This is a genomic window from Virgibacillus proomii, assembly GCF_018916875.1.
In the GTDB taxonomy this organism is placed as follows: domain Bacteria; phylum Bacillota; class Bacilli; order Bacillales; family Amphibacillaceae; genus Virgibacillus; species Virgibacillus proomii_B.
In genome coordinates, this window is record NZ_JAHLNO010000019.1 from 462,676 (window position 1) to 480,191 (window position 17,516).

Below are 17,516 nucleotides of genomic sequence, written 5' to 3' on the forward strand. Positions count from 1 at the left end.
TTTACGTCATGCACAAAGTCTACGTCGGCGATGGCTTACTCGATATCGTGCAACTCCATTTTCTCCAATTCTTTCTTTCTTTTCTTTTTCAGATACTCTCTTCCGTTAATCCACATTCCTAATAGAAAAACCAACCCGCCTACAGCGGCTAATATAACGGAGAATGTGATTTCCTTCCCATATCTTTCGGGCAGCCATATGATGATAAAAGGCACGTACAAAACAGGTAAGATAGCCCCCCAGTAAACATTTGTTCTTCGAGATAAAAAAAATTGAACGATCAGCACTCCAATTGCGATTAACCATCCATATACGTGAAACATTAGACGTTCGTCCTTTCATTTTTATATTTGTCGATAATCAACTTCGCGGTTTCTAAACTAAGCCGTTCATCGATAACCAAATTTTTAATCATCGTTACGAACTCCAGATCTTCTGTTTTGCTATGCAATTCAATTTTCTTGATCAATTTATCCAGCTTAGCCCTTACTGTCGGATAGGAAACATCATAAACTTTTGCGATTTCTTTTAATGATCCGGAATTAATGACAAATTTCCTTAAAAATTCAATGGACTCTTTATCCAGGGCTAAAATCCAGGCCGGTACATCTTCACGATTCATCCTTTTCACCCCTCTCTAATTAATTATATTAAAACATTTTTTCATTTTATTCAATAATAATTTCATTTTATTCAATAATAATTTCATTTTATTTAAATCTCATTGTTCTGCGATTTATCGCAAAGAGTTAAATTCGAGCTCCTCTTGAAACATTTCATCAATGAAATCGTCTTATGTATATAAATTTAATTTTAATGAAATGAAAAAGCATTACAGCCGGAGTCGTAATCGCATCAGTTGTGGCGGGAACTGTCTTTGTAAACAGCCCAATCAAATTGATTGTCGACGGGAAGGTCATCAAGACAAGCAGCGCACCTGAAAATATCCGTAACCACGTAATGGTTCCCGTCAAATCGCTTGGAGAGATTATAGAAGCGAAGGTAATTTGGGACGCCAAGCGGCAAGCAGTATTGATTGATACCAGGAAGGAAGAGGAAAAGCTGCGGATCGAGCAGCTGGGAGAAAGCACTTGCTCCCCACTCTGCAAAAGAAGCCGCAGAGTCGTTTATCACTAGCTATAAAACACGCAATGGCGCGCTCTTGCACGCCATTCTCGCACCGGATATTAGAGACAAAAGGGTTGCCGAAGAGGGCGGCTGGGTGATCGGCGTTTCCAGTCCATGGGTGTCAAGCGCTGCTATTCAAAGTGAAAAGCAAGTAAATGCCACTACCGCAGAATTCCCTGTGAACTTCCAAATGGCGACTTCAGAAGTCAGTGAAGGGCCATGGTTGTTAAAAGTGATCGTGAAGAAGTTCGATGACCAGTGGCTAATTACCGACTATGGAGACGCAACCGACAGTAAGGAGCAGCCGCTATCGTTTAATAAACCTAACCAAAAGCTGCAGCCGAAGCGCAAAAGCGTTATTGGCATATCTCTGATGGTGGAAGGATGCCGGATGACCCGGTGAGTACCTTCAAACCGGAAGACAGCGAGTTGAACTACCGCTTCTTTGAAGAAGATTTAAACACGAAAGAGAAGCTGCTTGCTTACCTGGAAGAAATCTACACAAAAGAAGCAAGTGAGAAATTCGTTCAGGATAAATTTAACAGCAAATCGATTATCGAAACCGCTGGTAAACTAGCACGAGTAGACGCAGATGCCGGGAGTCAATTGTTCTGGAAGGACGCGGCTGTCGTCTCTTCGACGAAGCCGAACGAGCAAACAAATGTTACCTACACTTAAAGTGCCAGTAGACGAGGATGGCTTTGGAATCAAAACAATCAGTTTTGTTTACAGCAAAGAGAAAGGCTGGCGTTTGAGTAATTCACCGGAAGAGATTCGCTAACCCGGTAGATTCGTTGCCCTCATCGTTGTATCTTTTCTCATCTACAAAAAATTCGTTGTGTACTGGCAACTCATTTGACCAATCCTGCCCCAATATTGCTTAATTAAGTGTAAACTAACTCAGTATCCCATCTGCGTAAAATAGTTGCTTTGGGCGTAAGGGGTTTACGAATTGATGGCCAGGCAGCTTTAGTCCGAAAAAACACGAATGACGATGGGGGCTGGGACATAACTAAAACAGCTGATTAAAAAACGGACAATCAATCGTCAAATCGTCCTTGTGTATACGCAAGTTTTTAGTATAGTCAACATATGTAGACTCCTGCGGGAATAGCTTGAGCTGAAGATCCTGCAGGAAAGTGATCTTTGCTTTCCGAGGAAGCGGAGGCCGTGCCCACGAAAAGCGAAATAGGTTGACGTAGCGATAATAGTTTTTTAAAAACACAAACAAACCGAACAATTATAAATGAATTGTTCGATTTTTGCTATTTCGTATTTGCTTATGTCCCAGCCTTTTTTCAATACATGAATAAGAATTCTTTTAGAATCAGTGAGTGAATGTGGTGCAAGAGGGGAGCTAATTCGGTGGGCCTTTAAGGGCAAGGGCGGTAATAAAAGCTTTCAGCTGCAGAGCAAATCAACAGTTCACACTGGTGGTTTTGTCAATGAGAAAAGTCTATTTTTGGAGTAATATTGAATTTTAGTCTTGTCGTCTAGTACAAGTACTTTCCCTTTTCATAAATTAATGCGGAAAAAGGGGATATATTATATGTATTCGAATCACCATGGTAAAAGGCGAGAAAAGATAATCACTTGTCCAACCAAAAAAATTGTAAGAACAAGAACTAGAGAACTAGTTAGAAAGCATATTCATCCAATGAAGTAATTAATGTAAATAGAACCATTATTAAAAATAAACATTTCCACCCAGTTTTTAAAAGAGAAGTTAATAAAATAGTTGAAAAAGGTCGTCCTGGTTGCTTTAGAGATAAAGATGGATCTAGACGTAGACCATTTTGGTAATTATGGAAACGGATAACTATATTATTAGTTCGCCATCCTTGTGATGGCGTTTTTGCTGTGTAAAAGCCAATATATAGTAAAAATCCACATTTAATTATGCGGGTCTTTTTGTACCTAAGTAAACTTTAATCACTTCTTCTAAATGGTGTGAAGAGTTGTAGCAACAACATGTAACCAACAAGGATAGTAAGTGTCTTCTTAACTGATTGGTTTTTTCATTCCCGTTCTGAATGGTGTCATCCAAACACTTCAACCAAAACAATAACTTGATTGGGTTTTGGTGCTTAGCTCTTTTTGCGGGTGATGGATCCGGAATGAAATCATTATCTTCTTCCATACCATAAAAATGAGAGAGAAATAGAAAAGGTAACTTTGATTAAACGATTGGCTGTCTTGAGACAGTACAGCTAGTGAGCTGAATACTATCATAAGTGAAATAGCTTCAAATACCGTCATAAGCATCACCTCCTTTCGTGGGGGCGAGCTAGAGAACCACCCTTTGAGCCGATAATCCGTGCTGATGAAAGGGATTAACTGTACAACAAAACGATGATGTGCAACATAAAGAAATGTAATTTATGTTTAAAAGTGAAAGAATTCTCATTCTTAAACACATCACATTTTCTAATGCATGAATAAGTACCTATGAAAATTGTTTAATTTACTAAGGGAAGAAGGTTCATTTAATAAGAAGATGGAATAAAGACAAAGCTGTCATTAATGCAGGATAACATCAATCGTCAGGAAATAGCGGTAGTGGTGAATGTATTGAGAAAACAATTTACTACCACTAATGTATAAGAAATAGAAAGGGGTAATCGGTACAGTGTGGAAAGAGGGTTAAAAAGCACCCTCCTCTACATTTTTTTAGTATACATTAGGAATTGACAGCTACAGTAAACTTGGCATATTATAAATAGCTCGTGGGACTAAAAGAGACACCTTATTCATATAACCAAGCATTGCTAGAACTAAGAGATCAAATGAAAATAGAGTAGTCATCAAGTCAAGTGTTTTAGATTTCGCTTTTTGTATAATTGTGAAATTACGTTCATCATTTTCCTTAAGATGTTGTTCTTTTGTCTTATATTTTTCGTGCATGATCGTAGAACCGCCTATAACAAATAATAAAATTCCGCAAAACCCAACTGTTATTGGAACTAAATCAATCTAATAAACGGAATTTTTAAAATCTATGCACCAACAAATCCAAAAAAAATCCCTGATAATAAAAGTAAGACACCCACAATTACTAAAGACCACTCTAAATTATTTTTCATTATTTGTTTTCTTCTCATAGATAAAAATTTCTTCAATACTCATTTCAAAATATCGTGTAATCTTAAATGCCAAAACAGTAGGTGGTTTATATTCTTCCATTTTGTGAACCAATTGTTTATCTGGTTACCTCTAAAGCTGCAGTCAGTCTTCCTGACTTATTCTATGTTTTTTACGATTTCTTCCAATCTGTTTTTCATCTCATATTTCCTTTTTAACAATGAAAGGATGTACAAAATCACTCGTTTTCTTTCGCTAAATGCTCCTTCAATCGATTTGAACTTACAAATCATCGTGCTTAACTAGCCAATCTTTAATGGATTGAACTACAGACTCTACGGTTTCCTCAAGAAAAGGTGAAGCCAAGTTAGCGGCTTTTACCAGTTCTAAAAAAGACTTAGAACCTCCTAGCTTACATAGTTTTACATAGTCTTGCCAGGCAGCTTGAAAATCTTCTCTTGAACGTTTCCAAAACTGAAATGCGCATAGTTGGGCTAATGTATAGTCAATATAGTAAAAAGGATCCTCATAAATATGGCCTTGTCTTTGCCAAAAACGGCCAGATAAAAGATAGTCATTTCCGTCATAGTCACGATGCGGAAGGTAGATTGCCTCCAATTGTTTCCAAGCCTTATTCCGTTCATCTGGTGACCATTCTGGATGAGCATATACTAAATGTTGGAATTCATCAACCGCTACACCGTAAGGAATAAATAATAAGCTATCGGTTATGTGTGTGTATTGATATTTTTCTGTTTCTTCTTCAAAGAAAAGCTTCATCCATGGCCAAGTAAAGAACTCCATACTCATGGAATGTATTTCTGCTGCTTCTGAGGTAGGGAAGGTATACTCAGGAATTCCAATGGTTCTACTACAGTATGTTTGAAACGCATGACCTGCTTCGTGTGTCAGAACGTCAATATCACTAGATGTTCCATTAAAGTTAGCAAAAATAAACGGTGATTGGTAATCTTCTATAAAAGTACAGTAGCCTCCTGCTTCTTTTCCCTTTTTTGCTTCTAGATCCATCAAGTTACGATCCAGCATAAAATGAAAGAATTCATTAGTTTCATGTGAAAGTTCTGCATACATTTTCTTGCCATTATTGATGACCCACTCTACATTTCCTCTAGGAGTCGGATTACCATCTGGATACTTAAACATTTCGTCATAATATTTCAATGTATCTACATTGATGCGTTGAGCGTGTTTTTTATAAAGTTTTGAAGCTAATGGAACGATAACATCACGCACTTGCTTGCGAAAAACAGCTACCATTTCGGGATTGTAATCAATGCGTTGCATACGAAGATAACCTACTTCGGTAAAATTACGGAACCCAAGCGTTTTTGCGATTTTATGTCTAACTTTGACAAGCTGGTCATAGATCTCATCAAACTGCGCTTTGTTTTCGGCAAAGAAATCTGCTCTTGCTTGAATAGCTTTTTTTCGGATATTCCGGTTTTTATCTTCCGTAAAGGGACCTAACTGAGCAAGGGTATATGTTTTCCCTTGAAACTCTACTTCGGCTGAAGCTATTAGCTTTGCGTACGAAGTGGTTAGCTTATTTTCTGTTTGCAGCAAAGGAATTATTTCTGGTGAAAAGGTTCTTACACTGCATTCTGCGATGTGAAATAATTGAGAACCCCATTGCTGCTCAAGCTCTTTTCTAAATGGGGATTGAATGAGTTCTTTATAAAATGTAACATCCAGTTCCTTTATTTCCGGTTCAGCATGATCAAAGAAATCACGTTCATTCTGATAAAACTCATTATTTGTGTCAATGGATGAGCGAATAAAGACTAAATTAAATAATGTGGATAATTTGTTTCTAAATTGATTAATAGCTTGAATAGCTTTATTTGCTTCATGGATGGTTGAAGCTTTAGTAAGTGAGTTTAACAGGTAAGTAAACTGTTCCTTTTCTTTAGCTAAATCTGGCCGTTTATATATATATTGTTCAAAAGTTGTTGGCACGATATCCCTCCTTGTTTGGATTCCGTATGAACGGGTGGAACATGCACACTTTAATAGCATTATAGTAGCTGTGCATTATAGTAGCTGTGATGGAAAATGTAAAAAATTTCGATCATGATAGGTGTTTTAATTTACTTTGCATCCAAATGTTGTTCCAATGGCATTAATAAAAATGATGTTTTAAATACATGTTTTATCCCACATGTAACTTGCAGCAAGATCTGTCCTCCATGCTCCGAGGTGAAACCTAGGAGGGATAAGTGGAGGGTCAAATCGCAAGTCAAATGCCGATTCTGTTCACTCTAACAATAAGTGGGAGGAAAACCCCCACTGATTCACTTTATTTAATTCGACATACCAAACTTAAAATCCTGTTTATTTTTTAATTTTCCTAAGTTACTTTAGTGGAATATAAAATTACCATTTAATAAAAAAGTACAAAAGATATACAGCATCGATAGGAGGGATTTTCAAAAAGAGAATAAAAATCGCTACGGTCTTGAAAGAGTGTAATGTGCTGCTACCGACGTAATGATGAATAGAAACTTATGTATAATAATTTAAAAAATATAATACAGGTGAAATCATTTTAAAAAAAGGCTAGGTTTATTGACTTTCGCTCCTTTCAATTGTAGACTATATTAAGCATATACTTATGTATGGGGTGAATAATATGTTACAATCGGTGCTTACAATTGGTGCAATACTTGTAATTGCAGTTGTTGTAGTAAGCTTAATTTTGCTAAAAGCTACACCAAAGGAAAGCTATGTTGGCTACTATCCTGGTATTTTGGTAGGGCTTGCAGGATTAGTATTCTTAACGATAGCTGCTGCATTCGGAAAAATTGAAATCATGGGCGCTGGTTTAGGGGGATGGGGCATTGCATCATTATTTTCTGCAGCGATTGGCCTCATTATAACAGCGTTAACAGACACTTATGCACATGCAAAGGCATAATGAAAAAAAGCGGGTTGCCCGCTTTTTTTCATTAGGTAACATATCTGTTTTTTTATTGTGAATATTGTTTTTTGCACTATAGGAAAGTATAAAACTTTAGGCTTTATAGTATAAGAAAAATTACAGCTTTCGCTAAAGACTTGCGACAAGCCAAGTCTTTCTAAAGAAATATAATTATTTGTTGTTGTAAAATTAAAAATTTAACACGGATTGAATTCCTTTTTAAACATGGCAGATATTCAAACATATCCTTAAATAGTGAATTTGGTAGTTAACTTAAATTTATTATTTGTCATGTATTTAGGTTATCACAATCCTTACCTCAAGAGTTAAAGAATACGGTATAAGTTGGTATCTAAGGTCTGGGGTAGCAGGACAAGGAAAGACAACGACAGCGATACATCGCACGCAGAAAAAGCGTTTTTCTTTTTCAAGGACAAGGAAAGACAACGACAGCGATACACGCGTCGCAAAGTCGGGAGAGAGCACCGCAAAGTCGGGAGAGAGCACCGCAAAGTCGGGAGAGAACACCGCAAAGTCGGGAGAGAGCACCGCGAAGTCGGGAGAGAGCACCGCAAAGTCGGGAGAGAACACCGCGAAGTCGGGAAAGAACACCGCGAAGTCGGGAGAGAGCATCGCAAAGTCGGGAGAGAACACCGCAAAGTCGGGAGAGAGCATCGCAAAGTCGGGAGAGAGCATCGCGAAGTTGGGAGAGAACACCGCGAAGTCGGGAGAGAGCATCGCAAAGTCGGGAGAGAGCATCGCGAAGTTGGGAGAGAACACCGCAAAGTTGAGACAGATCGAAAAAGCGTTCTTCTTTTTTAAGGACTAGAAAAAACCACGACAGCGATACATCGCGGTTTTTCAAGGGAAAAAACTCTTTCTATGAAGTTTCCCTTTATCTCGTTCAGAAGCTTTCTAGTTTGTACGTTGCTAAGTCGAGCACTTCTAGCTTTTGCTTTTAAACAAACATTAGTTGCATAAATGGGTATACCCATTATGCTGCTCAACTTTCCCTTCCTTTATTAATCTTCCTATTGCCCGCTTGAAGGCGGCTTTACTTATGTGAAAGGTTGCTCGAATATCTTCAGGATCACTTTTATCATCAAACGGTATCACACCGTCATTTGCTTTTAAGTGTTCGAGAATTTGGTCTGCATCTTCTTGTATGCTTTCTCTCTTCAATGGGCGCAAGGAAACGTTTAGTGTACCATCATCCTTAACATCAATGACTCTTCCTTGTACATATTCTCCTAAACGCGGTTCTTTTTTTCGTTCTGTATAATGAATAAAACCACGATAATGATCTGGAGTAATGATGGCAGAACCTTCTCTATTCGTTCGATAAACGGTACCGAAAATAGAGGCGTTTAATAAACTCTCAGGTGCTGGTTCTATTCTGCTAAATATCACTTGTTCTGTTGCAGGAATTGCAAGCAATCTGCCTTTTCGATCCCTTCCGAGTGTGACAAAAAGTTTATCGTCCGTTTGTGGCCACACTTTCTCATATAGGGGTAGATCATCTTTAGATACAAGTATTTCTTTTGTTGTTCCGATATCTACAAACACGCCAAGATTCGGGATTACCTGTTTTACAATACTCCAGCCATATACATCCATCTGCACATGGGGAAGTTTTGTGGTTGCAACGGTTTTTCCTTTTTTATCTAAATATAAAAACACGCTTACTTCTTGATTGGGTTGCAGCTCTTGGTCTGCTTCTTGATGGTGCAATAGAACCTCATTGTTTTCAAATGTTAGTACGTATCCAGTATCGATGATTCGATCAACCGTCATGGATTGGATGGTTCCTGTTAAATGTTTCATTTAATTCCCTTCTTTCTTTATATTGGAAAAGGGGCACTCATCTTTAGAGTCCCCCTTTGATTTCAAAGTAACACAAGTTTTTATTTATACGTTCGAATAACTTCGAATGAGAAATTCTTCTTTCTTATTTTCATATGCAGCATGTATAATCATTTACGATAACACTTATTATCGTGAGAATTTCACTTAACCGCGGTATATGTTCCACTGGATGTTTTCTAACTTAAGCAACGTAAACCCAACCTGCTCTTACGTCCTTGCGACCCCGAAGTCGCGCCAGTGTGAATAAGCATCTTTAAAAACATGGTAGAATGCCAGATTACTTCATGATTACTTCGGCTTGTTAGCTTCCATATACTCTCATATTATCACCAATTTGTCAAATACCGTGGTTAACTATTTATATTTATATCCAATAGAAGTTATGATCAACATGAAAGGGTCGCTACACGTCTTTAAAGTTTGCGGTTAGGATTCTATGGGTATTTTAGTAATACTAAATTTTTTAAAAAAGGAGATCGTGATTATACGTACAATTTTAATGATAATCGGTTTAATTGTTGTCATCGGTTGGATTCTTTCTTTGTTTTAAGTATGGTAAAGAAGCTAAATTCAGAAGTTTTCGTTATACTAAAAAGGATATGTAGTGCTTTCCTTTAGAGGTTGTTCAAAAACCACGTAAAAAATGGCATGCCGAATTTCTTTGCACTTTAGAACGTATAAAGATTTTTAAGTTCTAAGTGTTGAGACCTTAGCCGACCTTTCTCCCCTTTTTGAACACGCTCTAGTAAGGAGCTGCATGCTTTTATTAGGCAAGATTATAAAGGAGTGATTGGATGGATATGCAATTAAATGATAAGACAGTCCTTGTCACTGCAGGTAGTAAAGGATTAGGCAGAGCAATCGCAATGGAATTTGCTAAAGAAGGAGCTGCCGTATTTATTAGTAGTCGCAGTGAAACTAACTTACAACATACGGTAGAAGATATTAAACAAGAGACTGGCAACTCGAATGTGGAATATATTGTTTGTGACATGAAGGATGCACATGCAATTAAACAGATGATTACTACCATTGTTTCACAACGTCGAACGATTGATGTCCTCATTAATAACGCAGGGGGACCGCCGGCTGGAAGCTTTCTTGAAATAGATGATGCAGACTGGTATCATGCCTTTGAATTAAATCTTCTTAGTTTTGTAAGAACGATTCGGGAAGCTGTTCCTCATATGAAGCAGCAGCAAAGCGGACGGATTGTCAATATTGCTTCCTCTTCCATCAAGCATGCTCTTGATAATTTAGTGCTATCGAACACACTTCGTCCTGGAATTGTTGGACTTTCCAAAACATTAGCGCAAGAATTAAGTGAAGCTAATATTTTAATTAATACTGTTGGGCCTGGTTCTATTAAGACGGAACGAATTTTAGATTTAAATAAGAAAAAAGCAGAAAAACTAAATATGTCGACAGAGGAAGTCATGGCTAAAGCAGAACAACAAATCCCAATGAAGCGCTATGGCAAGCCGGAGGAATTTGCCAAAGCTGTCGTATTTTTAGCCTCAGGAGCAAATACGTATATTACAGGCCAATCTTTAATAGTGGATGGTGGACTTGTTAAGGCACTTTAAAATTAGTAACCAGTTGTAAATGGTATAGAAATCATAAGCGGAAAAAATGAAAGAACCTTTTTATCCCGCATGTAAGGTGCCGTAAGACTCCCACTACAAGACCTGAGTTGATACAAAAGGGTCTAAGTGTGAGAAAACGGCACTTAATTGCCCGATTCGTTCAAGGGCTTTTAGGTCATACCCTTGCGGTACTAACATTCAGTAGGAGATGGAAGAAAACTCCTACTGAATGAAGTTTCACTTGACTACTTCAGAAGACCTGCCGTTTGTACGTCGCTAATCAAGCGCTTCAAGCTTTTGTATCGGGCATATGTGCTCGTACTGTTGTTTTTCTCTTAACTAGTTTTGGTTTATTGTTATTGTACAGTAACTAGTGTAATAAGCTGACAACTCCAAGTAAGATCAGTAAAACTGGAGGGAGGAATTTCATGCGTTGCATTTGCTTACTTTTTGTCAATAATCTCCCAATTGTTAAACCGCAAAATAAGAAAATACCACTCATACAGGCGGTTAATACAGCAGTTACTATCGGTCCATATCCTAGCATAGATGCACCGATACCAGCACCAAAGGCATCTAAAGCTAGCGCTGATCCAAGCAAAATTGCTTCACCAGATGAAATCGTTCCAGAACAGTCTAAGTCAGCTTTATCCGGTGTATTTAAAACAGCAGTTAAAATATTTTGTTTATTATTTTTTTTCTTATCCGATGAGGCTGCTCTTGGAAATAGGCTATTATATAACGCAAAGCTGCCCAATATAATTAATATACTTCCGCCAAGCAGACTGGCTGTATCTGGAGTAAGCATGGTAAGAAGTAAATTTCCAATCGTCATGGAGGCTAAAACGATAACCCCCGAACATAGCATAATGATAACTAATGCATTTAAAGGCACTCTTATATTTCGCATCCCATAAATAATTCCCACACCAAAGCTATCTAAGCTGACTGCAATCACTAAAAGAATTAAACCTGTATAAAAAAACATAGCACCAATTCCTTTGCGTTTGTTCTAAAGTATTGTATGTAGCTCATCATATGTTGTGCGTATCCAACTTATGGACAATTCGCTTTCCTAAAAAATAAAAAATTTCAATAGCTAACTGTCTGCTAGACTGTTTATCTAGTTGTTTAAGAAAATCTATCCATTCCTACAAGATGGATAACTTTTTTGAAAAGGTATCTTTATCTAGATTAAGTACTTAAGCTGTAGCAAACTTCGCTCTTCTTCCTATGATAAGTGACCATTAGCTCGAATCTAAAAGGAAGGTCGACTAAGAGCGGGCTTGCCGCTCAGGCGTCGAGATCCCCCTGTTGCAGGGCATATTTCCTTTATCCCGGATGTAAGGAGACGTATTTTTCTCATTTCAAAAATCTGCTTATTATTTGTAACTTTATGAGAAAAACGGCTCCTAAATTCATGATTTGTTTAAAGGCCTTTAGGTCATATCTTTTCGGTACTAACAATCAAGGAGAAAAGCACTCCTTGAATGAAGCTTCACTTGATCGCTTAAGAAGCTCTGCCGTTTGTACGTCACTAACTGAGCGCTTTTAGCTTTTGTTCTACTATAGGAAAGTATAAAACTTTATAGTTTATAGTATAAGAAAAACTACAGCTTTCACTAAAGACTTGGCGACAAGCTAAGTTTTTCTAATTTATCATGTTATCTATTACTAAGTAGCACGCTTCTATTTTGTGCGTTAATTCTAGTACAATTACAGAAAGGTTCTTTTGTGTTATCATGAAATTTAGGTAGTTGAAGAAAGGATTTTTTAATATGAGTAAAATAGTAGTTTTAGCGGAAAAGCCTTCTGTTGGTCGTGACATAGCCCGCGTTTTACAATGCCATAAAAAAGGTAACGGCTTTATGGAAGGAGCAAAATATATTGTAACATGGGCGCTTGGGCATCTAGTTACATTAGCTGATCCTGAAGTTTATGATCAGAAATATAAAACGTGGAAGTTAGAGGATTTACCGATGCTTCCATCTCATTTAAAGTTGAGTGTTATTAAAAAGACAGGGAAACAATTTCAAACCGTTAAAACGCAGCTGAATCGCAAAGATGTTCGGGAAATTGTCATTGCTACCGATGCCGGAAGAGAGGGAGAATTGGTAGCGCGCTGGATATTGGAAAAAGCAAATACGAAAAAGCCGATAAAACGATTATGGATATCTTCTGTAACGGATAAGGCAATACGCGATGGATTTAAGCAGCTTAAGCCTGGTAAGCAATTTGAAAATTTATATGCTTCTGCAGTAGCACGCTCTGAAGCAGATTGGTATGTTGGTTTGAATGCAACGAGAGCTTTAACAACTAAATTCAATGCGCAACTATCAACAGGACGAGTGCAGACACCTACCTTGGCAATGGTGGCTGCTCGAGAAGAGGAGATAAAATCGTTTAAGCCAAAGCCGTTTTATGGATTAGAAGCGAACATAAATAAAGGCTTTACATTAACCTGGCAAGATACCAATCATAATAAACGGCTGTTTTCGAAACAAACTGCTGAAAAGATGTTAAAGAAGGTTGCAAATCAACCATTAACGATTGTGAACGTAGACAAAAAATATAAGAAAAAATTTGCACCGCAATTGTATGATTTAACAGAATTACAACGGGATGCAAATCGCATATTTAACTTTTCGGGTAAACAAACATTATCGATTATGCAAAAATTATATGAACACCATAAGATTTTAACTTATCCACGAACAGATTCACGAGTCATTTCTTCGGATATTGTTTCGACTTTAAAGGATCGAGTAAAGGCATGCGGAGTAGATCAATATGCTCGCCAGGCTAATAAGATTTTACAAAAAGAGTTAAAACTTTCTAAATCCGTTGTTAATAATGCGAAGGTAACAGATCATCATGCGATTATTCCTACTGAACAAGCGGTTGTACTTACGGAGTTAAATGATAAAGAGCTAAAAATATATGATCTTGTAGTAAAACGTTTCTTAGCAGTACTGTCCGATCCGTATGAGTTCGAACAAACGACAGTAACGGCAGAAGCAGACGGAGAACAATTTACTGCAAGTGGGAAGGTAGTTAAAAAGCAAGGTTGGAAAGAACTGTACCATCGTAGTTTTGACGAAGAAGCAGATGATGATAATGAACAGCGGTTGCCGGCTTTGGAAAAAGGTCACGTTCTTAAAACAGTAACATATGTTTTAACTCAAGGAGAAACAAAACCGCCAGAAAGATTTACAGAAGGCGGTTTGCTGCAAGCAATGGAAAACCCTGTTCGCTATATGAACAGTCAGGATAAAAAATTGGCTCAGACATTAAGTAAAACAGGTGGTATTGGAACAGTTGCTACACGTGCTGATATTATTGAAAAGCTATTCAATAGTATGTATATGGAAATGAAAGGAAAATACATTTTCATCACACCAACAGGAAGACAGCTACTTGATCTGGTACCTGAAGAATTGCGTTCACCAGCTTTAACAGCAGAGTGGGAGCAAAAGCTTAGTCAAATTGCAGAAGGTAAACTGAACCAGCGGCAATTTATTTCAGAGATCAAAACGTATACAAAGCAGGTCGTTCAACAAATAAAGGCAAGTCAGGAAACGTTTAAGCATGATAATATGACTGGGACCAAATGCCCTCATTGTGGCAAGTTAATGCTGGAAATATCCAATAAAAAAGGGAGAATGCTTGTTTGTCAAGACCGGTCTTGCGGACATAAAAAGAATATTGCTAAATATACCAATGCTCGCTGCCCTAACTGTCATAAGCGTCTTGAATTACGTGGAGAAGGCGAAGGACAACTATTTTTATGTAAATGTGGGCATCGTGAGAAAGTATCTACATTTAATGCCCGTAAACAACGTGAAAAGAAAAATAATGTCTCCCGAAAAGAAATCAATAAGTATTTGAAAAAACAAGATGATGGATTCGCTAATAATGCTTTAGCAGAGCAGCTGGCAAAATTGAAAAAATGATTAGTATTTAGCCCCCTTTGCGCTTCATGTAATCGTGCAAAGGGGGCTATTACATTAGTTATAGTTGTCGTTTACAGCTTTTATCCTTTTAAAGATATTGAGAAGTCTTAATTTTTTAGAAAAACGCTGGTTGCTGGTTTAAAATCGCTTTCTTCAATAATATGGTGGAACTTATCTAATATTTGCACTTTGCTGGGGCTGTTTTCTACTGCTATTTTCTCTGCTGTAGCAATGGCTTCGTCTTTATGTATCATACAATTCTTCTGGTGCCACGTCTTCAAGTTTTACAAACCATGCTGTTGCATCAACATTTGGTGTGACACTATAAGTTTTCATGAATAAAAATTCCTTTACAATCTTTTATCCCGCATGTAAGATGCCGTAAGACTCCCACTTCAAGAGTCTGAGTTGATACAATAGGGTCTAAGTGGGAGAAAACGGCATCTAAATGCCCGATTCGTTCAACTAACATTCCGTGAAAAAAGCGTTTCACGGAATGAAGTTTCACTTTATCCCGCATGTAAGATGCCGTAAGACTCCCACTTCAAGAGTCTGAGTTGATACAATAGGGTCTAAGTGGGAGAAACGGCACCTAAATGCCCGATTCGTTCAAGAGCCTTTAGGTCATACCCTTGTGGTACTAACATTCAGTAGGAGATGGAAGAAAACTCCTACTGAATGAAGTTTCACTTTATCGAGGTTGTTCAAAAAATCAAGTTTCAGCTTTAATATGCACTTGTAGTTAAGTTGTTCCCAGTTTTATCTGTAGTCAGACTAAAGAAAAAGCAAGGAATGGCTTGAGCAACCGTACAAATATTATGTTAAGAACGTTGTCGATGATTTACTGATTATCTTTTAAGGGATAACTAATAAATAATAGTTTTAATTATCAGAAAATAAAAACCTTTGGTAAAATAATGGTGGAGTGATTACAAAATTACAAATTGGAGGGGCAAATGGAGTGTAAAATGAAAGCTATTGTAGATGAAATAAAACCAGAAGTACTACAAATGAGAAGGTTTTTACATCAATACCCTGAATTAAGCAATCAGGAACAGGAAACATCTCGATTTATTCAAGCAAAGTTACAACAATACGGTATTACTTATCAAGCTGGTTTTGCTAAGCATGGGGTATTGGGAATCATTAAAGGAGGTTCTGCTGGAAAAACGGTGGCTTTACGAGCGGACATGGATGCTTTACCAATTCAAGAATTAACAGATCTCCCCTTCGCTTCACAGCATAAAAATATCATGCATGCTTGTGGTCATGATGCTCATATGGCCATGCTTTTAGGCGCAGGGTATGTCCTTCAGCAATTACGTGAGAAGATCAACGGTACGGTTTTGCTTGTATTTCAGCCGGCAGAGGAGGATGCACCTATCGGGGGTGCTCAAGTGATGCTACAAGACGGAGTATTTTTGAAGCACGAACCAGATGTTATCTATGGATTACATGTATGGCCAGACCTTCCTGTCGGTCAATTGGGAATTCGTGATAAGGAAATGATGGGGGCATCTGATCGATTTAAGGTCACTCTTACTGGTAGGGGTGGCCATGCAAGTATGCCACATCAAACAAATGATGTAATGGTTACTGCAGCACATCTGATAACAGGTTTCCAAACGATTGTTAGCCGGAATGTGGACCCTCTTGAGGCATCGGTGGTGACCGTTAGTAAAGTTCACGGTGGAGAAGCTGCAAATATAATTCCAAATCAGATTATCATGGAAGGTTCTATTAGAAGCTTTCAACCAGAAATACGAAAACAAATGAAACAACGATTTTCTGCCATTACGAAGCAGATTGCTAAAGCCTTTGAAGTACAAGCAGATATCAAATATATGGACGGCTATCCTGCTACTATCAATACTCCTAAATGGGCAGCTGTTGCCAGAGAGACTGCGAGAAAGATTCGGTTATCAACCCCGGATTTAAACCCGTCTTTGGCTGGGGAGGATTTTAGTCGCTTTTTGGAAATCTATCCTGGTGCATTTATATGGCTAGGAACGCAAATGGAAGATGCAGAAATACAAGCACCGCTTCATGATGCTCATTTTCAACTGAATGAACAAGCACTTTCGATTGGAACTGCTTTGATCGTTCAGCTAGCCATCGATACATTAAATAAACTGACTCAAGGGGAAAAACCATCTATTTATACTACACGTAACTAGCAGTAAGACCTGCCCTTCCATGCTGTGAGGTGAAACCTAGGAGGAAAAGCGTGCGATCCAACTGCAAGTCAAAGGCCTGATTCTATTCATTGACAATCAGTGGGGAGAAAAGAAAACCCCACTGATTTCCTTTCACTTTATCAGTGAATAGGAAATTAAGCATGATAAATTTTACTTAAGCTGTTTACTTGCAATTACCATCTCATGTATCATTTAATAAGAAGTAGGCTTGGTTTAACGATATAAGGGAGGTTAGAATCGATGGCTTTTGTAATATTAGATCCTTGTCAGGGTGAAAAGTCAGGTGAATGTGTTAGCGTTTGCCCTGTTGATTGTATAGAAGAAGGACCAGACCAATTTTATATTGACCCAGATGTTTGTATTGATTGTGGGGCTTGCAAAGCAGTTTGCCCTGTTGATGCAATTGAAGAAGAGTATGATTTAACTGCTGAACAAGAGGTATTCTTAGAAAAAGCAGAAGAATTTTTTGCCAATAGATAAATCAATAAAAAAGGGCTTATTTCCAAATGGAGATAAGCTCTTTTTGTTGTCTAGCATTTTATTGTAGCGTAGTCACAGTTAATGGGACTTTTTGTTATATACAATCATTCATACATCAGGAAACCCGTTTCTACATGATTTTATGAAAAGTAGCGTTGTCTAGTTTAGGCTCTCATGCTGCTAGCAAACTCGAGCGCTTGCAATTTGTTGTCTAGCATACACGCTTAACAATTTTCTATCGCTTTTGATGATAATTGACGAGCTTTAAATGCGCGATAATGAGGAT

The 17,516-nt window shown here is 37.8% G+C and carries 14 protein-coding genes and 1 pseudogene; 8 read left to right on the top strand and 7 right to left on the bottom strand.

Features of this window, described 5'->3' with window-relative positions:
- Positions 1 to 35: 35 nt before the first annotated feature.
- On the bottom strand, positions 36 to 323 hold the full coding sequence (locus KQI21_RS09505; RefSeq protein WP_216483951.1) for a hypothetical protein: 288 nt from the start codon (positions 321 to 323) through the stop codon (positions 36 to 38).
- Positions 323 to 622 carry a DUF2089 family protein gene (locus tag KQI21_RS09510; protein ID WP_216483952.1) on the bottom strand — a complete coding sequence of 100 codons (300 nt, stop codon included), beginning with the start codon at positions 620 to 622 and terminating at the stop codon, positions 323 to 325. The genes KQI21_RS09505 and KQI21_RS09510 overlap by 1 nt, the downstream gene beginning before the upstream one ends.
- 338 nt (positions 623 to 960) lie before the next feature.
- Between KQI21_RS09510 and KQI21_RS16795 the strand changes: the two are divergent.
- From KQI21_RS16795 to KQI21_RS09525, 3 genes and pseudogenes are all read left to right on the top strand, one after another.
- A pseudogene (locus tag KQI21_RS16795) lies at positions 961 to 1,014 on the top strand (hypothetical protein); the annotation flags it as partial.
- Positions 1,015 to 1,036: 22 nt separating this feature from the next.
- Positions 1,037 to 1,531 (top strand): hypothetical protein, encoded by a 495-nt coding sequence (locus tag KQI21_RS09520; protein WP_216484328.1) that lies wholly within the window; start codon positions 1,037 to 1,039, stop codon positions 1,529 to 1,531.
- Positions 1,513 to 1,806, top strand: a complete 294-nt coding sequence (locus KQI21_RS09525; protein ID WP_253291377.1) for a DL-endopeptidase inhibitor IseA family protein — start codon at positions 1,513 to 1,515, stop codon at positions 1,804 to 1,806. Before KQI21_RS09520 ends, KQI21_RS09525 begins: the two co-directional genes overlap by 19 nt.
- Positions 1,807 to 4,491: 2,685 nt before the next feature.
- Here the strand turns inward: KQI21_RS09525 and KQI21_RS09530 are convergent.
- The gene (locus KQI21_RS09530) at positions 4,492 to 6,186 is read right to left on the bottom strand and encodes a M3 family oligoendopeptidase (protein ID WP_373687642.1); all 1,695 of its coding nucleotides are present in this window, start codon (positions 6,184 to 6,186) and stop codon (positions 4,492 to 4,494) included.
- A 673-nt stretch (positions 6,187 to 6,859) separates the two neighbouring features.
- Between KQI21_RS09530 and KQI21_RS09535 the strand changes: the two genes are divergently transcribed.
- Complete coding sequence (locus KQI21_RS09535) at positions 6,860 to 7,144, top strand: hypothetical protein (protein WP_216483955.1); 285 nt, start codon at positions 6,860 to 6,862, stop codon at positions 7,142 to 7,144.
- Between the two features lie 300 nt (positions 7,145 to 7,444).
- Here KQI21_RS09535 and KQI21_RS09540 read toward each other — a convergent pair whose 3' ends face one another.
- The gene (locus KQI21_RS09540; protein ID WP_216483956.1) at positions 7,445 to 7,927 is read right to left on the bottom strand and encodes a hypothetical protein; all 483 of its coding nucleotides are present in this window, start codon (positions 7,925 to 7,927) and stop codon (positions 7,445 to 7,447) included.
- A gap of 189 nt (positions 7,928 to 8,116) precedes the next feature.
- Positions 8,117 to 8,971, bottom strand: coding sequence for a CvfB family protein (locus KQI21_RS09545; protein ID WP_216483957.1), 855 nt, complete (start codon positions 8,969 to 8,971; stop codon positions 8,117 to 8,119).
- Positions 8,972 to 9,807: 836 nt separating this feature from the next.
- Between KQI21_RS09545 and KQI21_RS09550 the strand changes: the two genes are divergently transcribed.
- Positions 9,808 to 10,599 (top strand): SDR family oxidoreductase, encoded by a 792-nt coding sequence (locus tag KQI21_RS09550; RefSeq protein WP_216483958.1) that lies wholly within the window; start codon positions 9,808 to 9,810, stop codon positions 10,597 to 10,599.
- A 370-nt stretch (positions 10,600 to 10,969) separates the two neighbouring features.
- Here KQI21_RS09550 and ytaF read toward each other — a convergent pair whose 3' ends face one another.
- Positions 10,970 to 11,587: a sporulation membrane protein YtaF gene (ytaF, locus tag KQI21_RS09555; RefSeq protein ID WP_216483959.1), complete on the bottom strand. Its 618-nt coding sequence runs from the start codon at positions 11,585 to 11,587 to the stop codon at positions 10,970 to 10,972.
- Between the two features lie 790 nt (positions 11,588 to 12,377).
- Between ytaF and KQI21_RS09560 the strand changes: the two genes are divergently transcribed.
- Entirely contained in the window at positions 12,378 to 14,552 is a 2,175-nt protein-coding gene (locus tag KQI21_RS09560; protein WP_216483960.1) for a DNA topoisomerase III, read from the top strand.
- Positions 14,553 to 14,659: 107 nt separating this feature from the next.
- Here KQI21_RS09560 and KQI21_RS16805 read toward each other — a convergent pair whose 3' ends face one another.
- Positions 14,660 to 14,806: a hypothetical protein gene (locus KQI21_RS16805; RefSeq protein WP_373687644.1), complete on the bottom strand. Its 147-nt coding sequence runs from the start codon at positions 14,804 to 14,806 to the stop codon at positions 14,660 to 14,662.
- Between the two features lie 702 nt (positions 14,807 to 15,508).
- On the opposite strand from KQI21_RS16805, the gene KQI21_RS09570 reads away from it, so the two are divergent.
- The gene (locus tag KQI21_RS09570) at positions 15,509 to 16,729 is read left to right on the top strand and encodes a M20 metallopeptidase family protein (RefSeq protein ID WP_253291378.1); all 1,221 of its coding nucleotides are present in this window, start codon (positions 15,509 to 15,511) and stop codon (positions 16,727 to 16,729) included.
- A gap of 261 nt (positions 16,730 to 16,990) precedes the next feature.
- Positions 16,991 to 17,230, top strand: coding sequence for a ferredoxin family protein (locus KQI21_RS09575; protein WP_077301735.1), 240 nt, complete (start codon positions 16,991 to 16,993; stop codon positions 17,228 to 17,230).
- Positions 17,231 to 17,516 lie beyond the last annotated feature (286 nt).

What these genes read in the sequence shown, in the direction of transcription:
- KQI21_RS09535 (WP_216483955.1), top strand. Translation starts at nt 6,860, where the DNA reads ATGTTACAATCGGTGCTTACAATTGGTGCAATACTTGTAATTGCAGTT.
- KQI21_RS09510 (WP_216483952.1), bottom strand. Translation starts at nt 622, where the DNA reads ATGAATCGTGAAGATGTACCGGCCTGGATTTTAGCCCTGGATAAAGAG.
- KQI21_RS09570 (WP_253291378.1), top strand. Translation starts at nt 15,509, where the DNA reads ATGGAGTGTAAAATGAAAGCTATTGTAGATGAAATAAAACCAGAAGTA.
- KQI21_RS09550 (WP_216483958.1), top strand. Translation starts at nt 9,808, where the DNA reads ATGGATATGCAATTAAATGATAAGACAGTCCTTGTCACTGCAGGTAGT.
- ytaF (WP_216483959.1), bottom strand. Translation starts at nt 11,587, where the DNA reads ATGTTTTTTTATACAGGTTTAATTCTTTTAGTGATTGCAGTCAGCTTA.
- KQI21_RS09545 (WP_216483957.1), bottom strand. Translation starts at nt 8,971, where the DNA reads ATGAAACATTTAACAGGAACCATCCAATCCATGACGGTTGATCGAATC.
- KQI21_RS09575 (WP_077301735.1), top strand. Translation starts at nt 16,991, where the DNA reads ATGGCTTTTGTAATATTAGATCCTTGTCAGGGTGAAAAGTCAGGTGAA.
- KQI21_RS09525 (WP_253291377.1), top strand. Translation starts at nt 1,513, where the DNA reads ATGCCGGATGACCCGGTGAGTACCTTCAAACCGGAAGACAGCGAGTTG.
- KQI21_RS09505 (WP_216483951.1), bottom strand. Translation starts at nt 323, where the DNA reads ATGTTTCACGTATATGGATGGTTAATCGCAATTGGAGTGCTGATCGTT.
- KQI21_RS09560 (WP_216483960.1), top strand. Translation starts at nt 12,378, where the DNA reads ATGAGTAAAATAGTAGTTTTAGCGGAAAAGCCTTCTGTTGGTCGTGAC.
- KQI21_RS16805 (WP_373687644.1), bottom strand. Translation starts at nt 14,806, where the DNA reads ATGATACATAAAGACGAAGCCATTGCTACAGCAGAGAAAATAGCAGTA.